This is a genomic window from Leucobacter luti (assembly GCF_019464495.1).
GTDB lineage: Bacteria > Actinomycetota > Actinomycetes > Actinomycetales > Microbacteriaceae > Leucobacter > Leucobacter luti_A.
Map to the genome: position 1 here is coordinate 3,255,277 of NZ_CP080492.1, position 15,913 is coordinate 3,271,189.

A 15,913-nucleotide genomic window follows, 5' to 3' on the forward strand; every position below is an offset into this window, starting at 1 on the left:
CGGGTCGGAGTACGTCTCAACCGGGCTGGACGGTTTTATCTTAGTGGAACTCAACACCCTGGAGGCGAACCGGGTCAGCGATAGTTTTCCGCGATCCGTTCGGCGGTCTGCTGGAGCGCGGCGACCACTGCATCGATGGACTCGGGCAGGTTGAAATGCACGACCGCGACGGCTGCTGGAGGTTCGCCTTCGAGGCGGAGCGGCACCGCGATCGCGGTCACCCCGTCGATGACTTCGTTGCGGCTCACCGCGTAGCCGTCGCGCTGCGCTGTGCGTGCGGCCTCGCTGAGTGTGGCCTCGCCGAAGGCAGCGATTCGTTCGGCCGGAGTGAGTGACGACTCGATTGCGTGCCCTGGTGCGCCGCGATCCACGGGATGGCGCACGCCGGGGTTGCGCGCGATCGTCGCTGAGACATTTGAGGGTTCAACGGATACCAGGGTCACTACTTCATCGGCGTCGAGCACCGTGATGAACGCGGTCATGCCGAGCTCATAAGCGAGTTCGGAGACGGGGTGCATGGCTGCGGTGTGCAGGATCGGCGCGACGCCGCGCGCGAGCACGGTGAGCTTGGGCCCGAGACGTATCCTGCCGGCTGGATCGCGGGCGACGAAGCGGTGCTGCTCCAGAGTGCGCAGGATTCGATATGCATTTGAACGGTGCACGCCGAGCCCGTCCGCGAGTTCGGTGATGGTCATGGGTGTCTCGGCCTCGGCGAGAATTTCGAGCGCGCGGAGCCCGCGCGACAGCGTCTGTGAACCGGCCGTTGGGCCGGTGCTCTCTCTAGTCGGGGTCATGGTGTCCATTCTGGCGGATGCTGGGGGCAGAAGATGTTGTGCGAACGCGCGCCGCGGTTTATCCTGAATGTGCGATATTCAAACTTCGTGTTCATATAGTGAACGCGGCTGAGCAAAAGGGCTCGGCAGAGTGAGGAGAAACAGTGCAGTTCCACCACTACGGATATGTTTCCACCGATCCACGCGTCCAGCCGGCCGCGGGAGTTGGACTGGATCGACCCGAAGAGCTTCCCGCCGAAATCGACGTGCTGATTGTCGGATCGGGCCCGGCGGGCATCGTCGCTGCCGCGCAGCTCGCGCAGTTCCCGAACGTCGTCACTCGCGTCGTCGAGCGCCGCGACGGGAGGCTCGTGCTGGGGCAGGCCGACGGCATTCAGGCGCGCAGTGTCGAGACATTTCAGGCATTTGGCTTCGCACGATCCATCATTGATGAGGCGTACCAGATCACGGAGACGAGCTTCTGGTCTCCGGATCCCGCGAACCCGAAGAACATCGTGCGCAGCGGAGTCACCCCGGATGATCCGCAGGGGATCAGCGAGTTTCCGCACCTGATCGTGAACCAGGCGCGCGTGATCGACTACTTCGCTGAGTACGCACGGCGCGCACCCGCACGCGGCAATATTGACTACGGCTACGAGTTCGTCGACCTCGCCGTTGGCGAAGGGGAGTACCCCGTCGCGGTGACGCTGCGCAAGGTCACCGGGCAGACCGGAGCCGGTCTCAACGCCGCCACCGCCGCCGATGCGATCTCGGGTGACACCGTCGTGGTGCACGCGAAGTATGTGATCGGCGCGGACGGTGCGAGCTCCCGGGTGCGCCGCTCGATCGGGGGGTCCCTCTCCGGATCCACGTCGATGCACGCCTGGGGGGTCATGGACGTGCTGTCGGTCACTGATTTTCCGGATATCCGCAAGAAGTGCATCATCCACTCGGAGGCGGGGAGCATCCTGCATATCCCGCGCGAGGGCAACCACCTGGCGCGGATCTATGTCGACCTCGGTGAGACCGACGAGCATGACCGCGGCAAAGTCCGCAATACGCCGCTCGAAGATGTCATCGCGCAGGCGAACGCGATTATGCACCCGTACACGCTTGATGTGCGGAATGTCGCCTGGCACAGCGTCTACGAGGTGGCGCACCGGCTTACCGATCGCTTCGACGACGCCGAGACGTCGCCCGACGGCAAGTCTCGGGTGTTCTTGATGGGCGACGCCTGCCACACGCACAGCGCCAAAGCGGGCCAGGGCATGAACGTCTCCATGCAAGACGGCTGGAACCTCGGCTGGAAGCTTGGCTACGTGCTCGAGGGGCGCAGCCCGGAATCGCTGTTGCAGACGTATTCCGATGAGCGCCGCGTCACCGCGAAGAACCTGATTGACTTTGATCGCGAGTGGTCGACGCTCATGGCGAAGAAGCCGGAAGAGTTTGACTCTCCGGGCGAGCTCGCGGATTTCTACGTGCGCACGGCGGAGTTCCCAGCCGGCTTCATGACCGAGTACACCGAGTCGATGCTGACGGGCAATGCGGCGCACCAGGAGCTCGCCACGGGCTTCCCACTGGGGAAGCGCTTCAAGTCAGTGGAGACCACGCGTGTGGCGGATGCTGTCGATGTGCACCTGGGTCATCACCACCGCGCCGACGGCCGCTTCCGGATCTACGCCTTCGCAGACGCCGCAGGGACACAGCTCGCTGAATGGGCCGAGTGGTTGCTCGCAAACACGGAGTCTCCGCTCCAGCGCTTCACGCCGCTGGGCGGCGACCTCGACTCGATCTTTGATGTCAAGGCTGTGTTCCAGCAAGAGCACCATGCCGTCGACATTATGGATGTGTCGAAGCTGTTCCTCCCGCTGACCGGGCCGTTCCAGTTGGTCGACTACGAAAAGATCTACGCCGCGAAACCGGAGACCGACATTTTTGAGGAGCGCGGGATCAGCCGCGACGGCGCAGTAGTCGTGGTGCGTCCAGACCACTACGTCGCAGCCGTGCTGCCGCTGAGCGACCCTGCTGCGCTCGCAAGCTTTTTTGAGCCGATCTTTCTCGCACGCTAGCGCGCAAGGCCGCGCTCAGGCGTGATTCCGCGGGCGGTGCTGGATCCAATTCCAGCACCGCCCGCGGCGCTGTGAGATTGCAGTTTCGCAGATCGCGCATCGCCCGTAGAGTCGAGAGCCACGACAGACGTGCTGAGTGACACAGTGAAGGCGGTGGGCCATGACGGTGGCTGTGAATCAAAGCTCTGAGACGATCGCGCACATGCTGGCGGAGATTCTCGGGGACGAGCCGGTGCCCGAAGTCAGAATTGCTGGATCGGGGAGTGTGCCCGCAGTATTCCCGGTGACGGAGCTCGTGACCGCGGTGTTGGCTGCCGCTGGTGTGGCGGTGAGTGAGCTGCTCGCCACTGCCGGATCAGAGCTCCGCCCGGTGACAGTGGACCGCCGACTGGCTTCCATGTGGTGTGGCAGCTCGCTGCGGCCAGATGGCTGGCAGCCGCCGCCTCCGTGGGACGCCGTAGCGGGGGACTACCAGGCAGCCGACGGCTGGATCCGGTTGCACACGAACGCCCCAGATCATCGGGCTGCCGCGCTCAGTGTGCTCGGAGCGCCTCCGGAGCGAGAGCAAATTGCCGCTGCGGTGCTCGGCTGGAGTGCTGCAGAGCTGGAGACCGCTGTCGTGCAGGCTGGCGGCTGTGCCGCCGCGATGCAATCGTTGGCGGAGTGGGAGGCGAGCGAGCAGGGGCGCAGTGTTGCAGCTGAGCAGCTCATCAGGTGGGAAGATACGGGTGGCACCGCGGCAGGGGAGCTGCGGCTCAACCCGGAGCAGCCGCTTGCCGGGCTCCGGGTCCTGGATCTCACCCGTGTGCTCGCCGGACCGATCGCGACGCGCTTTCTCGCCAGTCTCGGCGCTGATGTGCTCCGCGTCGATCCGCCGTGGTGGGACGAGCCTGGCATCGTGCCCGAGGTGATGCTGGGGAAGCGATCTGTGCGGCTTGATCTGCGAGAAATCGGCGATCGTGAGCGCCTGCGTGCGTTACTCGCCGAGGCAGACGTGCTCGTACACGGGTACCGTCCTGGCGCACTCGCAGGGCTCGGCCTGGACCGTGCAACCCGTGAGGGGATCCGCCCCGGGCTGATTGAGATCTGCCTCGACGCCTACGGCTGGACTGGGCCGCTTGCCGGCCGCAGAGGGTTCGACAGCATCGTGCAGATGAGTGCCGGTATCGCAGACGCAGGGATGCGCGTGCTCGGCCGGGAGCGGCCCACTCCGCTTCCGGTGCAGGCGCTTGATCATGCCACGGGCTATCTGATGGCGCACGCTGCTGTCCGCGCGCTCGAAACGAGGCTGCGCTCCGGCAGGGGAGCCGGGCCGCGCTCTCGCTCGCACGCACAGCTCGGCTGTTGACAGCTGGCGGGGCCGCGCTCCCGTCGACGCTGTTGCGGCCAGAGGACGACGGTGATCTTGCGCCAGCTGTTGAACACACGAGTTGGGGGCCGGCGAGGCGCTTGCTGCCGCCCGTTGGGGTCGAAGGTGTGGCGCTGCGCCCGCCCCGCCCCGCCCGCGAGCTGGGTGGCGACATGCCCCGCTGGGAGCAGAGCTAACACGCAGCTCGGGCCCGAATCCAAGCGGATCCGGGCCCGAACTGTTCGTGCGCGGCGACTACCGCGCGGAGAGCTTACTTCGCTGCGAAACGGAACAGCTTCTTGTTCGCGAACTCCAGCATGCCGCCCTTGCCGAGCTCACGACCGTAGCCCGACTTCTTGACGCCACCGAAGGGCACGTCGGCGCCTTCAAGGCCTGCGCCGCCGATGAAGACCATGCCGACGTCGAGCTGGTTGCCGACGCGCTCAGCGCGGTCCAGATCGTCGCAGATCACGACGGAGCCGAGGCCGTAGGGCGAGGAGTTGGCGAGGGAGATCGCCTCTTCGTCGCTCGAGACCTTGTAGAGCTGCGCAACCGGGCCGAAGAGCTCCTGGCTGTACACATCCATTGCCGGGGTGATGTTGGTCAGCACCGTCGGGGTGAAGACATTGCCCTTCGGTGTGCTGTCGCCAACGAGTACCTCAGCGCCCTGGGAAATGGCATCCTGCACCTGTGCGGTGAGTGTCTTCGTGGCCGCTGCGGAGGAGAGCGGACCGAAGTCCCCACCCTCGTATGACTGGCCCGCGATGGCTGCCTTGAACTTCTCAGCGAACTCGTCGAAGTACTTGTCCATGACGACAATACGCTTGGAGCCGTTGCAGGCCTGACCGGTGTTGTCCATGCGGCCAGCGACCGCGTGCTCAACGGCGTGATCAAGATCGTCCGTGTCGAGCACCAGGAATACGTCGGAGCCGCCCAGCTCGAGCACGCACTTCTTGAGTGCGCGGCCGGCCTGCTCAGCGACGATGGCGCCTGCGCGCTCTGAGCCCGTCAGGGAAACTCCCTGGACACGATCGTCGGCGATGATGTCCGAGATCTGGTCGTGCGTCGCGAAGACGTTGACGTAGGCGCCCTTGGGGAAGCCTGCATCAAGAAACAGCTGCTCGAGCGCGAGAGCCGACTCGGGGCACTGCGCAGCGTGCTTCAGCACGATGGTGTTGCCGAGGATCAGGTTCGGGACGGCGAAGCGTGCGACCTGGTAGTACGGGAAGTTCCACGGCATGATGCCGAGGATGACGCCCGTGCCCTGGAAGCGGAAGAACGACTTCAGGCCGTCTTCGACCTCAAGCTCCTCGTCGGCCAGCCACTTCTCAGCGTTCTTGGCGAAGGCGGCCGTGATGGCGCCGGAGAATTCGACCTCGCCGATCGACTGGTCGAGGGGCTTGCCCATCTCGCGCACAATGATTGCGGCGAGTTCGTCCTTGCGCTCTTCGAAGAGCTCGGCTGCCCGCTGGGCAAGAGCAGCGCGCTCGGCGACCGTGGTCGTACGAGCCCAATCCGTGTATGCCTGCTGGGCCGCGGCCAGTGAGGCCTCGATCTCCTCCGTGGTCGCATCGGGGTACTCGGCGACGGTCTCGCCCGTAGCCGGGTTAATTACGGCAAACGTGCCCATAAATGACTCACTCCTTAGTGACTTCGTCGGGGATAGTGACGTCTCCCAGTGTCCCACACCGCGGTTCAGGACACTACCTCGGCGCGCACCGAATTCGTTGGGATCCAGGGCATCTATGCCACTGATTCCGCCCCTGTATGGCGCATTTTGTTGCGAAATCAGTTGATTTCCTTGATTTCGACAGATTGAGCAGAGTATTTCCTGAGTGTCTGTGAAGTTATTCCAGGCGTGCGCGCCGCGGGAAGAGTGTGCGTTGCGAGGAAAATGAGGCAGAATGTCATCGTGCATGACAATGACATTGAGCCATGCGATTGAAGACGTAATGATGCGCTCGGCGAAGACGCCGGAATCGAGAGAAGTACCGACATGACGAAGCACACGCTGCCGAACGCGACCGAGACCGGTCACATTCACGTTGGCAAAGGACTGAACGAGGGCGCCCTCGGCGTCGTTGGCTCCACAATGATCGGGCTTGCCTCGACTGCGCCGCTGTACTCACTCGCCGCGACGCTCGGCTACGTGATCCTCGCGGTCGGTGCGCAAGCGCCGCTCGTGTTTATCGTGGCCTGCATCCCAATGGTGTTCGCAGCGTTTGCGTATCAGGAGCTCAACCGCGAGATTCCCGACTGCGGCACGACGTTTGTCTGGGGCACCAAGGCGTTCGGGCCCATTACCGGGTGGGTCGGCGGCTGGGCCGTTGCCGTGGCCTCGATCATGGTGCTCGCGAACGTCGGTGAGATCACCGGCCAGTACTTCTGGCTATTGCTCGGAAATGAGGAGTTTGCGAGCAACCGCGCGATCGTCATCGGGACCTCGGTCATCTTCATGGCGATCATGACGTTCATCAGCACGATCGGCGTGCAGCTTGGAGAGCGGCTGCAAATGGTCCTCGTGGGGATCCAGATCGTGGCGATGGTCCTGTTCGGGGTGCTCGCGTTGATGAATGCCGATGGTGCTGCACATGCGGGATCTGTTGCCTTTGACTGGAACTGGTTTAATCCGGCCGAGCTCACCTCATGGGGCGGATTCATGCAGGCGGTGCTGCTCGCGCTGTTTATCTACTGGGGCTGGGACACCTGTCTTGCCCTGAACGAAGAAACGAAGAACCCTCGCACGACTCCTGGCCGGGCCGCGCTCTCCAGCATCGTCATCCTCATCGTGCTGTATGTCGGCGTCTCCGTCGCTGTGATGATGTTCGCAGGCTTTGGCGACTCCGGCTTCGGGCTCACGAACGCGGAGAACCTCGACGACGTCTTCACCGTGCTCGGCGGCGCCCTGTTCGGGCCGTGGGGGTGGTTCTTGATCCTCGGCGTGCTGCTCTCGGCGGCGTCCTCAACGCAGACGACGATCCTGCCCACCGCGCGCGGAACACTGTCGATGGCCGTGTATCGCGCGCTTCCAGCGAAGTTCGCTGAGCTGCACCCCAAGTTCAAGACCCCCTGGTTTTCCACGACCGTAATGGGGATCGCAGCAATCGTCTACTACGTAGGCATGTCGCTCTTGTCCGAAGATATGCTCGCGGATTCGCTCACATCAATGGGTCTCGCGGTCGCGCTGTACTATGCAATCACCTCGTTCGCGTGCGTGTGGTACTTCCGTGGCACGTTGCGAGACAGCGCGCGCAACCTGTGGTTCCGCGGCATATTCCCGGTCCTCGGTGGCCTCATGCTCGGTTACGCGTTCGTGCAGTCTGCAATCGACATGTGGGCGCGCGACTACGGCGAAACAGTGCTGCTCGGAATCGGAGGAGCATTCGTGATCGGCGTTGGCGCAATCCTGATCGGCTTTGTGTTCATGGGGCTGTGGTGGCTCCGGCCCAATTCGCGACCGTTCTTCCGCGGTGAGAGCCTCAACCGCGATACCGAAGTGCTCGTCCCCGACGAGTAGGCGACGCGCACGGATCCCGCCACGAGATGCAGGAAACCGAACTGTCATTCGCTCGTTACGGCGGGGGTCAGCCCTGGAAATGGAGGCGTCACGCTCGGATGCTGAACTGTGAACATGCGAAGCGGAACGGCAACTCCACGGTGGAAGCAGGTGTGTGCAGTGTGGGCGGGCATGCTGCCGGTCAACATCCTGGTCTCGTGGGCAATCGCCGCGCTTCCGTGGTGGGGTGCGGTCGCATTGCCTGCGCGATCGCTCATCCTGGTGAGCGTGATAGCGCCGGTCATGACCTGCGTAATGATGCCTCTTGTCACCAGACTGCTACGGCCATGGCTGACGAGGCACCCCGACCGTGTGCAGCACGAGCGCTGTCTGCGCGAAGCGTTGGACCAACTCGCAGCGCCGCCTCAGGCGGGGCAGCAGCGCACTGGCGCGGCGGACGCAGACGGGTCAGCGAGCCGCGTATCCTGAAGATATGAGTAGCGCAGACGCCTCCCGTGAGTGGTTCGACACGATTGTCGTGGGGGCGGGGGTCTCGGGCCTCGCGGCGGCAAGAGCACTGACTGCAGCTGGCCAGCGTGTTGTGGTGTTGGAAGCGCGGGATCGGATTGGCGGCCGGCTCCACAGCGAGCGGGAGCAGGGGCGGGTCACTGATCTCGGGGCGTCCTGGATCCATGGCATCACCGACAGCCCAGTGCACCAGGTGACACAGGCATTCGGCATGCGCGACGTCGAGTTCACGATGGGAAGTTTCCAGGCGGGCGGGCGGCCGGTCGCGTATTACGGGCCAGACGCTCAGCGCCTGAGCGACGAGGCCGCCGCTGCATTCATCGCCGACATCGCTGAGTTCGACACCCACCTGGCCCAGACCGTCGCGCAGATCGCTCCCAACTCCTCCTACGAGGACGCCGTCGAGGTGACGCTGACCAGGCTGGCCTGGGCTGCGGGTCGCGCCGATCGAGTACGTGAGTATTTGCGGCACCGTACTGAGGAACAGTACGGGGTGTGGATCTCAGAGCTTGATGCGCACGGACTTGACGACGATGAGACCGATGGGGAAGAGGTCGTCTTCCCCGACGGATACGACCGACTCGCGTTCGGTCTTGCTGCGGGCCTCGATATCCGGCTCGCCACTCCGGTGTCGCGGGTGGAATGGGGCTCAGGTGGAGCCACAGTGACCGCGGGGCAGCGCACCTTCGCGGGTGCTCGCGCGGTGGTTACCGTGCCGGTCGGCGTCTTGAAATCCAGCGAGTTTGTCATCACTCCGCCACTTCCGGAACCCGTGGCCGGGGCCCTCGAGCGGCTCGAGATGAACGCCTTTGAGAAAGTGTTTCTGCGCTTTCCCACACGGTTCTGGGAAGGCGCTGTCTCTGCGGTTCGCCGGCAGGGCGATGCTGGTGCCTGGTGGCACTCCTGGTATGACCTCACCGCGCTACACGGTGAACCCACCCTGCTGACCTTCGCTGCAGGCCCCTGCGCGCGGGAGATCCGCGAGTGGGACGACGCGCGCGTGGTGGACTCGGTGCTCACCGCGCTGCGTGAGATCTACGGTGATGCGGTTCCCGATCCGATCGCCGCACATCTTACGCACTGGCAAGATGATCCCTGGTCCCGCGGATCATACGCGTATATGACCGTTGGATCGGTGCCCGCAGACCATGAACTGCTCGCGACTCCGATCGGCGACGTGCTGCACCTCGCCGGCGAGGCGACCTGGCAGGATGATCCAGCGACGATCACGGCTGCGCTTTGCTCCGGGCACCGTGCGGCCGAACGGATCCTGAATCACGCGGTGCCGATCGCGAGTCTGAGCGACCCGCTCCCTGCCTCGGCTTAAGACTGAGGATTCGCGTCCCTCGGCCACCCCGGCTGAGTTCGATTCTGTGCGGACTGATCTGACGGCTGTCCGGACTGATCCGAGACCTGTGCGGACTGGTCTGACGGCTTTGCGGGCAGCGCCGGACTGTGCTCAGACTGCCCCGGACTGTGCACGGGCGGATCGAGATCTTGCCCCGCCTGGCCGGGAGAGTGGAGTTCGGCGGCACCCTGTGCTGGATCTTGATCCGGGCCGTGCACCTCGGCTACGGCGGCCGACGCAGACGCCGTCGCCGCAGCAGTTGCGCGCCGCACCCGCCGCCGCTTCGTGCTGCGCACGATCCAGATCACTGCAGCGGCAATGAGCGCGCCCAATACCAGCCACGGGAGCAGAATGCCGAGCAGCACAATCCCGCCTGAGAGCGCGACGCCCATGGAGGTGACACCGGCGACCAATCCGTCCCAGAACGACGTCGGCCCACCGCCGGGCAGCACGCTCGGTGTGGTGAGTGACACCCAGATCGTCGCCTCGTCGACCTGCCCCTCAAGCGCGGTGAGCTGCGCTTGCAGGCCATCGAGCTCCTGTTGCCGCGCTGAAAGCGCTGACTCAGCCTCCAGGAGATCGCTCGTCGAGGTTGCACTCTCCATGAGTGTTTGGAGTCGTGTGATTGAGGTCTCCAGCGCGGCGACGCGCGCTTGGAGGTCGACGTGCTCCGTTGTGACATCGGCGGCGGAACGGCTCTGCGATACGACGTCACCCACCTCGCTCAACCGGGTGAATGCCTCCTCGAGCTGATCCGACGGCACACGCACGGTCAGAGATGCGTTGGCCGGGCTCTGTGACGATGCTTCCTGGGAGAACTGCGATTCGACCGAACCGTTGAGATCAATTGCAATGGTGGCCACGCGATCGCTTGCGGCGGCGATGTCATCGACAGTGACGGAGAGTTCGCCAGAGCGCACGATTGAGCGGTCGATGGGCGCTCCAGTGTGTGCCTCTGCGGCGCCGTCAACGGCCTGATCGGTGAGGGGAGTGACACCGGGGACGTCGGATACCACGCCGCCGGCTTCCGGCAGCGACCCGGAACTGCTCTGTTGAGCGGCGCAGGCCGAGAGCGGAGCGAGCAACAGCACTCCAGTGGCGGCGAGGGCGAGTGTGCGACGACGATTCATGCTCACACCATAGTGTGCGAGGGCGGCAGAATCACCGAGGAGATCCTCCACCTTGGCTGTGGGTGAGTGGATTGTTACCGAGCGACTCCGCACCGTGGCATGCCTCGGCGTTCGTCGTTCGGCGTCCGCCGAGCGCTCAGTTCAGCGGGATCGTGACGGTGCCGGTCTCGGGCGGTGGCTCAATAGAGCGGCCGCGGAGGTCAGGGATCCAGCGAATCGTTCCTGCTGCGACCACAGCGCAGATCAGCAGCAGCGCCGTGGACACGACAATTGCGCCATGGGCGCCAGCGATGTCGATTGCCACGCCGGCAAGGGCTGATCCGGTGGCGACTCCAACGAGCTGGCCAGTGCCCACCCAGCCAAATGCCTCGGCAGTTTCGGAAAACTTCACGGTCGCGCTGACAATGCTGGAAACCGCGGCGAACGCGGGAGCGGTGCCGAGGCCACCGAGGAAGAGCACGGTACCCAGCCACCAGATGTTCAGGCTCACGAGACAGGCCGCGGTGCCGGCGAGCACCACAAGCACTCGAATCAGCAGTGATGATGGGCGCATTTCGCGGTGGCCGATGAGCAGACCGCCAACGAGGGACCCGCCAGCGAAAAGCGCCAGGACGATCCCGGATTCCATGCTGCCGTGGCCGTTGCCCCCGGCATTCCCGGCGAAGGCGGCAACGATCCCCGCCTCAATCGCCGCGAACGAAGCCACAAAGAAGAAGCCGACGACCGTGGAAATGACGACTGTGGGATGCCGCAGCACTGCTCCAAAGCCGCGACGTGACGGGGGCAGCTTCACCTGCCCGACCGCGGGGCTCAGGATGAACCATGCGCCGCCAAGGAGCATGAACCCCGCGGCGACGGTGAGGCCAACGGTCGTGCCGAACTGTGTCGTCACAAAGACCGCGACCACAGGGCCAAGCACCCAGATCAGTTCCTGCGCTGCAGCGTCAAGTGAGAACAGCGCTGAGAGCTGCTTGCTCGGAACGAGCTTCGGGTACAGGGTGCGCACGGCTGGCGTGACTGGAGGAGTGGTGAGGCCGATCAGGAGGGCGAGGCCGGCAACAATGTAGAGCGGGAGGTGCACGACGGCGATCGTGACGAGCAGCGCTGCACAGACGATCGAGGTCACCGCCAGAACCGGCCGCATGCCGAGTCGGCCCATGAGCCGACTGCTCATCGGCCCAGAGACCGCCTGACCCACGCTCTGGGTAGCGAGTACCAGCCCAGCGGAGGTGTAGTCGCCATAGGCCTGCTGGATATGCAGCAGCAGAATAATCGAGAGCATCCCGAACGGGAATCGGGCCATGAGCTGCGATACCAAAACCCGAAATACACCAGGGTTTTTCCCCAGCTCCCGATAAATGCCCATCAGACGAGTATATGACCGAAATCGCTCGGCACGCGAGCGTTCTGCCGCGGAATCGCGGGGCAGAAGTGCGCTGTGCCGCGGAATTCGTGGTGCTGGCCATCTGCAGTTGCACGAGCGGTTGAAGTGGTCGTTGCTCGGGGGCTAGCGTGAGAGCATGAGCGACGTCGTGAACCCAGCAATTTCTGAAACCCCCGGCTCTGCGGCGGAGGAGCCTGAAGCGACTCCGACGGCCGCGGACGTTGCAGACCAGGACGCCGAACTGTCGGCTGACCTCGAAGAGCTGTGGCAGGAAGAATCACCGGACACTGCCCGCCGCACGGAGACGGCTGAGGAAGTCGATGGGGATCCGGATACGCGAGAGGCTGACGAGGCGGTGTAGCACGGTACTGCTACGTCAAAGTACTGATGCAGGGCTGCGCGCCGGCTCGCTAGCGTTGCTATCACCGGGAAGACCGGGATGTCGGTAGCTCACGAGCAGATAGGAATACACAATGGCGTTGCAGCTCAAGCGCATGGACAATATGGACATTCTCACGAATGACGTGCCGCGACTTGTTGACTTCTACCACGGCACACTCGGACTGCCGTTCTTCCTCCCCTATGAGGCGTCGGACCTGCCTGAAGAGCAGTGGGCGGGAATCGACTTTGGCAATGTCGTGCTGTATATCTTCCACACGACCGCAGCCGGATCAGTGTTCCGCCGGTCGTCGGTGAACCTCGAAGATCCGGTGGGGCTTGATTCGTTCGCATTCGAGGTGGCGGACCTCGATGAGGCGATCGCCGCGCTCGACGGCAAGGTTGACTGGGTGCACGATGACGTCACCCCATGGCACCATCCTTCCGGCGTGTGGTACCGGTACCGGCCCTTCTACGACCCAGACGGCAACATGATCTATGTCACTGAACCGCACACTGCGCAGGCGCTACGCGACGCCTAACAGGACGCGCAGCACCGCTGGCGGGGCCGACCACTACTGGGCGGCCTCGCCAGTGTGTGTGGCGGACTGTATCTGCACCGGCCAACGAAATTCCGTCTCGGTGTAGGGATCTGGGCCGAGGCAACGGTGGGCCCCGTCCTGCACCTGAAAAATGAGTTGCGCATTGCCGAGCGAGGGGTCATTCGTCTCTTCGGGGTATGCGATAGTGGACTGCAGCCCGGAAGCGAAATTGTAGCTTCCGTTGACCCCGCGATATCGAGTACTGCGCAGTGCATCAAGGGTGCCGGCGATGTCGCTGGGATCCGTCGAACGCTGCCACGCTGCGGCAATGATGTGCACCATGTCGTAGGCGAGCCCGGCCTGCGAGAGCCCCGGCGCATCTCCATAGGCCTCGAGATATGACGCACGAAACTCGGCACCGAACGGATCGCTATACGTCCCCGACACGGTTGCCCATACGACGCCCTCAGCCGCCTCTCCCATTTCCGTCACAAACTCAGGGACAGAGGGTGCGTAGATTGTATAGATGACCGAGGGACACTTCGCCTCGTGCAACTTCAGGAGCAGCGTCGCGAGTACCGAGGGGAGGAACTCGGACACCACGAGCACAGTGGGCGGGTCCACGAGAATGTCGGCGGCGAGGTCTTCCACGATGTCAGCTTCGAGGAGGAGCGAATCCACGCTCTGCACCGTCCACTCCCGGTTGCGCAACTGATCAAGCGTGTTGTCGTCTGCAATCTGGCCGCTGTCCGCGGTGGTTTCGATAAATCGGATCGACAACTTCGGTGAACCTGATCGTGTGTCCAGCACATGCGGTTCCAGTTCACCAAGAAACCGCAGCAGGCCGGGGCCGTAGTTGCTCTCCGGAGGAACACACTGGAACAGTGCTCGGTACCGTTCAGGGTCAGAGCGGACAGCGTGAAGATGTCGGCTTGACGTCATGGTGTGGAGCACCGGAACCCCGAGTCGTGCGGCGTTCTGAAAGGCCGTCGCCTCGTCGAACACATAGCTCATGAGCGCAGCGTGCACCTCGCGCGCTCGCAATTCCGTAAATGTTGCGTCGATTCCTGCGGTCGAATAGATGTCTGCATCGACGACGACGGGTTCCAGCGGGCGACCGCGGATCCCACCGTCTCGATTGACTTCGCTGATTGCGAGAAGCGCCCCGCGACGGGACTGATTCCCGTCGTCTTGCGCGGGACCATGCTGCGGATGGACGAGCCCCAGCCGAATCGCATGCGGGCGCTTGGGCGCCGCTGCGGGCCGCCCCTGCGGGGTTCCTGTCGCTGTGTGCGGATCTTCTTCGCGCATGAGGCCGGCGATGTCGAGCGTGCCAAGTGAGTTCGAGGAGACTGGCATGGGGAGGCGTAGCCACCCCTGCTGCACAGCGAGTACCCCTGCAGCAGTCCGGCTGATTGCTCCGAGCTTTCCGCGCACCGTCTCGACCTGAGTAGAGACGGTGCGCGGGCTGGTGAATAACGCATCAGCAATTGCCGGATTCGAGTGCCCGGCAGCGACAAGCGTCAGCACTTCAATCTCGCGTGTCGTGAGGCGATGCGGGAGTTCCGCGATTTCTCCTTCGATGAGCGTCACCGGTGTACCCGCGGCGTACTCTGCCGTAATCGCGACTTCGAGCCAGCGCCGTGAACGTGGAAGCTCCAGGAGGAAACGAATCCGGTTGTGCGGTGTCTGCCACAGTCGTCGCGCGTAGTTCAGGAGGTCCGTGGTCGCGATGGCCTCTGCGAGGAGTGGGCCGACACGGTCCCGAAACGGCACGCTGCTATCGGCGGGAAGAAGTACGCGAAATGCGCGTGCTGGTTCAGCTGCCATGCGGACCTCTCACGCTCAAACATCCACCCGTGCAAACTCGTTCCGAAGAGTGCGGAAGAGAATATGTGTACCTCACCTTAGCCTGCGGTGCACGCCGGGAGTTGCTGCACCGTGACGGTACGCGGAAGTTACGTCAAAGTGCCGATAGTCGAAGGCGGTGAAGCTCCGTAACGTCAATATTTGGGTCGGCGTTCACCGCGCTCCCCGCACATGGAATTCGCTCGCGGCAGCCAGCACCCACCACGCTGTCTGAACTTGGCCACACGAAGGGAAGCTACGATGAACGACACTGCAGCAACCGGGGGCAGACTCGACGGAAGAGTCGCTCTCATTACTGGCGCCGGCCGGGGCATGGGCCGCGCACACGCCATCGAACTTGCGCAGCGCGGAGCACGGGTGGCCGTGCTGGATCTTGATCTCGCCGAAGCAGAAAGTGTTGCGGCCGAGATCCGGAACGCTGGAGGACATGCCTCGGCATACGGCGTCGACGTTACTGACCGGGCCGCCGTGGAGGCCGCAGTCGCGCGCACCGGGGCGGAATGGGGGAGGCTCGATATCCTCGTCAGCAATGCGGGCATCGTCAATGACTTCACGGGGATCGCCGACACGGACGACGCCGAATTCCAGCGTCAGCTCGCGATCAACGCCTATGGGCTACTGCACACCGCTCGCGCTGCACTGCCGTGGCTGCAGCAGAGTCCAGCGGCACGCATCATTGTGATCTCCTCCTTTTGGGCGCAGCTCGCAGTCGGACACTCCTACGGTTACGTCGCAGCAAAGGCCGCCAACATGGCGATGGCACGAAACCTTGCGCTCGAACTGGCGCCGCAGGGAATTGTGGTCAACGCAATTACGCCTGGGTCGATCGCGACGCGCATGATTCCGGATCCCGAGTGGGAGATGCAGGAGTACCCCATTCCGATCGGGTACATGGCCGCGCCAGAGGAAATCAGCAAGCTGGTGGCGTTCCTCGCGAGTGACGACGCGAAGTTCATCGTCGGACAGGTGATCTCACCGAACGGCGGGACGATGATCGCCGGGTTGTAATTCTTCGCGGGAACTCCGAACCGGCAGCAGCGGGGGTGAC

Annotated in this window: 13 protein-coding genes; 8 read left to right on the forward strand and 5 right to left on the reverse strand. The window is 63.9% G+C overall.

Annotation, left to right across the window (positions count from 1 at the left end; translation table 11 throughout):
- Positions 1–74: 74 nt before the first annotated feature.
- Positions 75–794, reverse strand: a complete 720-nt coding sequence (locus K1X41_RS14590; RefSeq protein WP_132202585.1) for an IclR family transcriptional regulator — start codon at positions 792–794, stop codon at positions 75–77.
- 143 nt (positions 795–937) lie between these two features.
- Between K1X41_RS14590 and K1X41_RS14595 the strand changes: the two genes are divergently transcribed.
- Both K1X41_RS14595 and K1X41_RS14600 read left to right on the forward strand, forming a co-directional pair.
- Positions 938–2,842 (forward strand): FAD-dependent monooxygenase, encoded by a 1,905-nt coding sequence (locus K1X41_RS14595; protein ID WP_132202587.1) that lies wholly within the window; start codon positions 938–940, stop codon positions 2,840–2,842.
- Between the two features lie 160 nt (positions 2,843–3,002).
- Entirely contained in the window at positions 3,003–4,190 is a 1,188-nt protein-coding gene (locus K1X41_RS14600) for a CoA transferase (protein ID WP_220174953.1), read from the forward strand.
- Between the two features lie 271 nt (positions 4,191–4,461).
- Here the strand turns inward: K1X41_RS14600 and K1X41_RS14605 are convergent, their stop codons facing one another.
- A complete protein-coding gene (locus K1X41_RS14605; RefSeq protein WP_132202589.1) occupies positions 4,462–5,820 on the reverse strand; it encodes an NAD-dependent succinate-semialdehyde dehydrogenase in 1,359 nt (452 codons plus the stop codon).
- 366 nt (positions 5,821–6,186) lie between these two features.
- Here K1X41_RS14605 and K1X41_RS14610 point away from each other — a divergent pair, with 366 nt between their 5' ends.
- From K1X41_RS14610 to K1X41_RS14620, 3 genes are all read left to right on the forward strand, one after another.
- Positions 6,187–7,707 carry an APC family permease gene (locus tag K1X41_RS14610; protein ID WP_220174954.1) on the forward strand — a complete coding sequence of 507 codons (1,521 nt, stop codon included), beginning with the start codon at positions 6,187–6,189 and terminating at the stop codon, positions 7,705–7,707.
- Between the two features lie 114 nt (positions 7,708–7,821).
- Positions 7,822–8,175, forward strand: coding sequence for a putative antibiotic biosynthesis monooxygenase (locus K1X41_RS14615; RefSeq protein WP_220174955.1), 354 nt, complete (start codon positions 7,822–7,824; stop codon positions 8,173–8,175).
- Positions 8,176–8,179: 4 nt separating this feature from the next.
- Positions 8,180–9,541: a flavin monoamine oxidase family protein gene (locus K1X41_RS14620; RefSeq protein ID WP_220174956.1), complete on the forward strand. Its 1,362-nt coding sequence runs from the start codon at positions 8,180–8,182 to the stop codon at positions 9,539–9,541.
- On the opposite strand, the gene K1X41_RS14625 is transcribed toward K1X41_RS14620, so the two are convergent.
- Both K1X41_RS14625 and K1X41_RS14630 read right to left on the reverse strand, forming a co-directional pair.
- On the reverse strand, positions 9,538–10,692 hold the full coding sequence (locus tag K1X41_RS14625; protein ID WP_220174957.1) for a DUF4349 domain-containing protein: 1,155 nt from the start codon (positions 10,690–10,692) through the stop codon (positions 9,538–9,540). The two genes, K1X41_RS14620 and K1X41_RS14625, sit on opposite strands and share 4 nt — an antisense overlap.
- A 136-nt stretch (positions 10,693–10,828) precedes the next feature.
- The gene (locus K1X41_RS14630) at positions 10,829–12,058 is read right to left on the reverse strand and encodes an MFS transporter (protein WP_132202599.1); all 1,230 of its coding nucleotides are present in this window, start codon (positions 12,056–12,058) and stop codon (positions 10,829–10,831) included.
- A gap of 154 nt (positions 12,059–12,212) precedes the next feature.
- Between K1X41_RS14630 and K1X41_RS14635 the strand changes: the two genes are divergently transcribed.
- The gene (locus tag K1X41_RS14635) at positions 12,213–12,437 is read left to right on the forward strand and encodes a hypothetical protein (protein ID WP_133616961.1); all 225 of its coding nucleotides are present in this window, start codon (positions 12,213–12,215) and stop codon (positions 12,435–12,437) included.
- Between the two features lie 112 nt (positions 12,438–12,549).
- Positions 12,550–12,996: a VOC family protein gene (locus K1X41_RS14640; RefSeq protein ID WP_133616960.1), complete on the forward strand. Its 447-nt coding sequence runs from the start codon at positions 12,550–12,552 to the stop codon at positions 12,994–12,996.
- 33 nt (positions 12,997–13,029) lie between these two features.
- Here K1X41_RS14640 and K1X41_RS14645 read toward each other — a convergent pair whose 3' ends face one another.
- On the reverse strand, positions 13,030–14,826 hold the full coding sequence (locus K1X41_RS14645) for an ABC transporter substrate-binding protein (protein WP_220174958.1): 1,797 nt from the start codon (positions 14,824–14,826) through the stop codon (positions 13,030–13,032).
- Between the two features lie 279 nt (positions 14,827–15,105).
- Between K1X41_RS14645 and K1X41_RS14650 the strand changes: the two genes are divergently transcribed.
- A complete protein-coding gene (locus K1X41_RS14650; RefSeq protein WP_166644314.1) occupies positions 15,106–15,873 on the forward strand; it encodes an SDR family NAD(P)-dependent oxidoreductase in 768 nt (255 codons plus the stop codon).
- The last annotated feature ends 40 nt before the right edge of the window (positions 15,874–15,913 follow it).

Excerpts from the sequence above, each read along its gene's own strand:
- K1X41_RS14590 (WP_132202585.1), bottom strand. The coding sequence starts at position 794 with ATGACCCCGACTAGAGAGAGCACCGGCCCAACGGCCGGTTCACAGACG.
- K1X41_RS14600 (WP_220174953.1), top strand. The coding sequence starts at position 3,003 with ATGACGGTGGCTGTGAATCAAAGCTCTGAGACGATCGCGCACATGCTG.
- K1X41_RS14605 (WP_132202589.1), bottom strand. The coding sequence starts at position 5,820 with ATGGGCACGTTTGCCGTAATTAACCCGGCTACGGGCGAGACCGTCGCC.
- K1X41_RS14610 (WP_220174954.1), top strand. The coding sequence starts at position 6,187 with ATGACGAAGCACACGCTGCCGAACGCGACCGAGACCGGTCACATTCAC.
- K1X41_RS14615 (WP_220174955.1), top strand. The coding sequence starts at position 7,822 with ATGCGAAGCGGAACGGCAACTCCACGGTGGAAGCAGGTGTGTGCAGTG.
- K1X41_RS14620 (WP_220174956.1), top strand. The coding sequence starts at position 8,180 with ATGAGTAGCGCAGACGCCTCCCGTGAGTGGTTCGACACGATTGTCGTG.
- K1X41_RS14625 (WP_220174957.1), bottom strand. The coding sequence starts at position 10,692 with ATGAATCGTCGTCGCACACTCGCCCTCGCCGCCACTGGAGTGCTGTTG.
- K1X41_RS14630 (WP_132202599.1), bottom strand. The coding sequence starts at position 12,058 with ATGGGCATTTATCGGGAGCTGGGGAAAAACCCTGGTGTATTTCGGGTT.
- K1X41_RS14635 (WP_133616961.1), top strand. The coding sequence starts at position 12,213 with ATGAGCGACGTCGTGAACCCAGCAATTTCTGAAACCCCCGGCTCTGCG.
- K1X41_RS14640 (WP_133616960.1), top strand. The coding sequence starts at position 12,550 with ATGGCGTTGCAGCTCAAGCGCATGGACAATATGGACATTCTCACGAAT.
- K1X41_RS14645 (WP_220174958.1), bottom strand. The coding sequence starts at position 14,826 with ATGGCAGCTGAACCAGCACGCGCATTTCGCGTACTTCTTCCCGCCGAT.
- K1X41_RS14650 (WP_166644314.1), top strand. The coding sequence starts at position 15,106 with ATGAACGACACTGCAGCAACCGGGGGCAGACTCGACGGAAGAGTCGCT.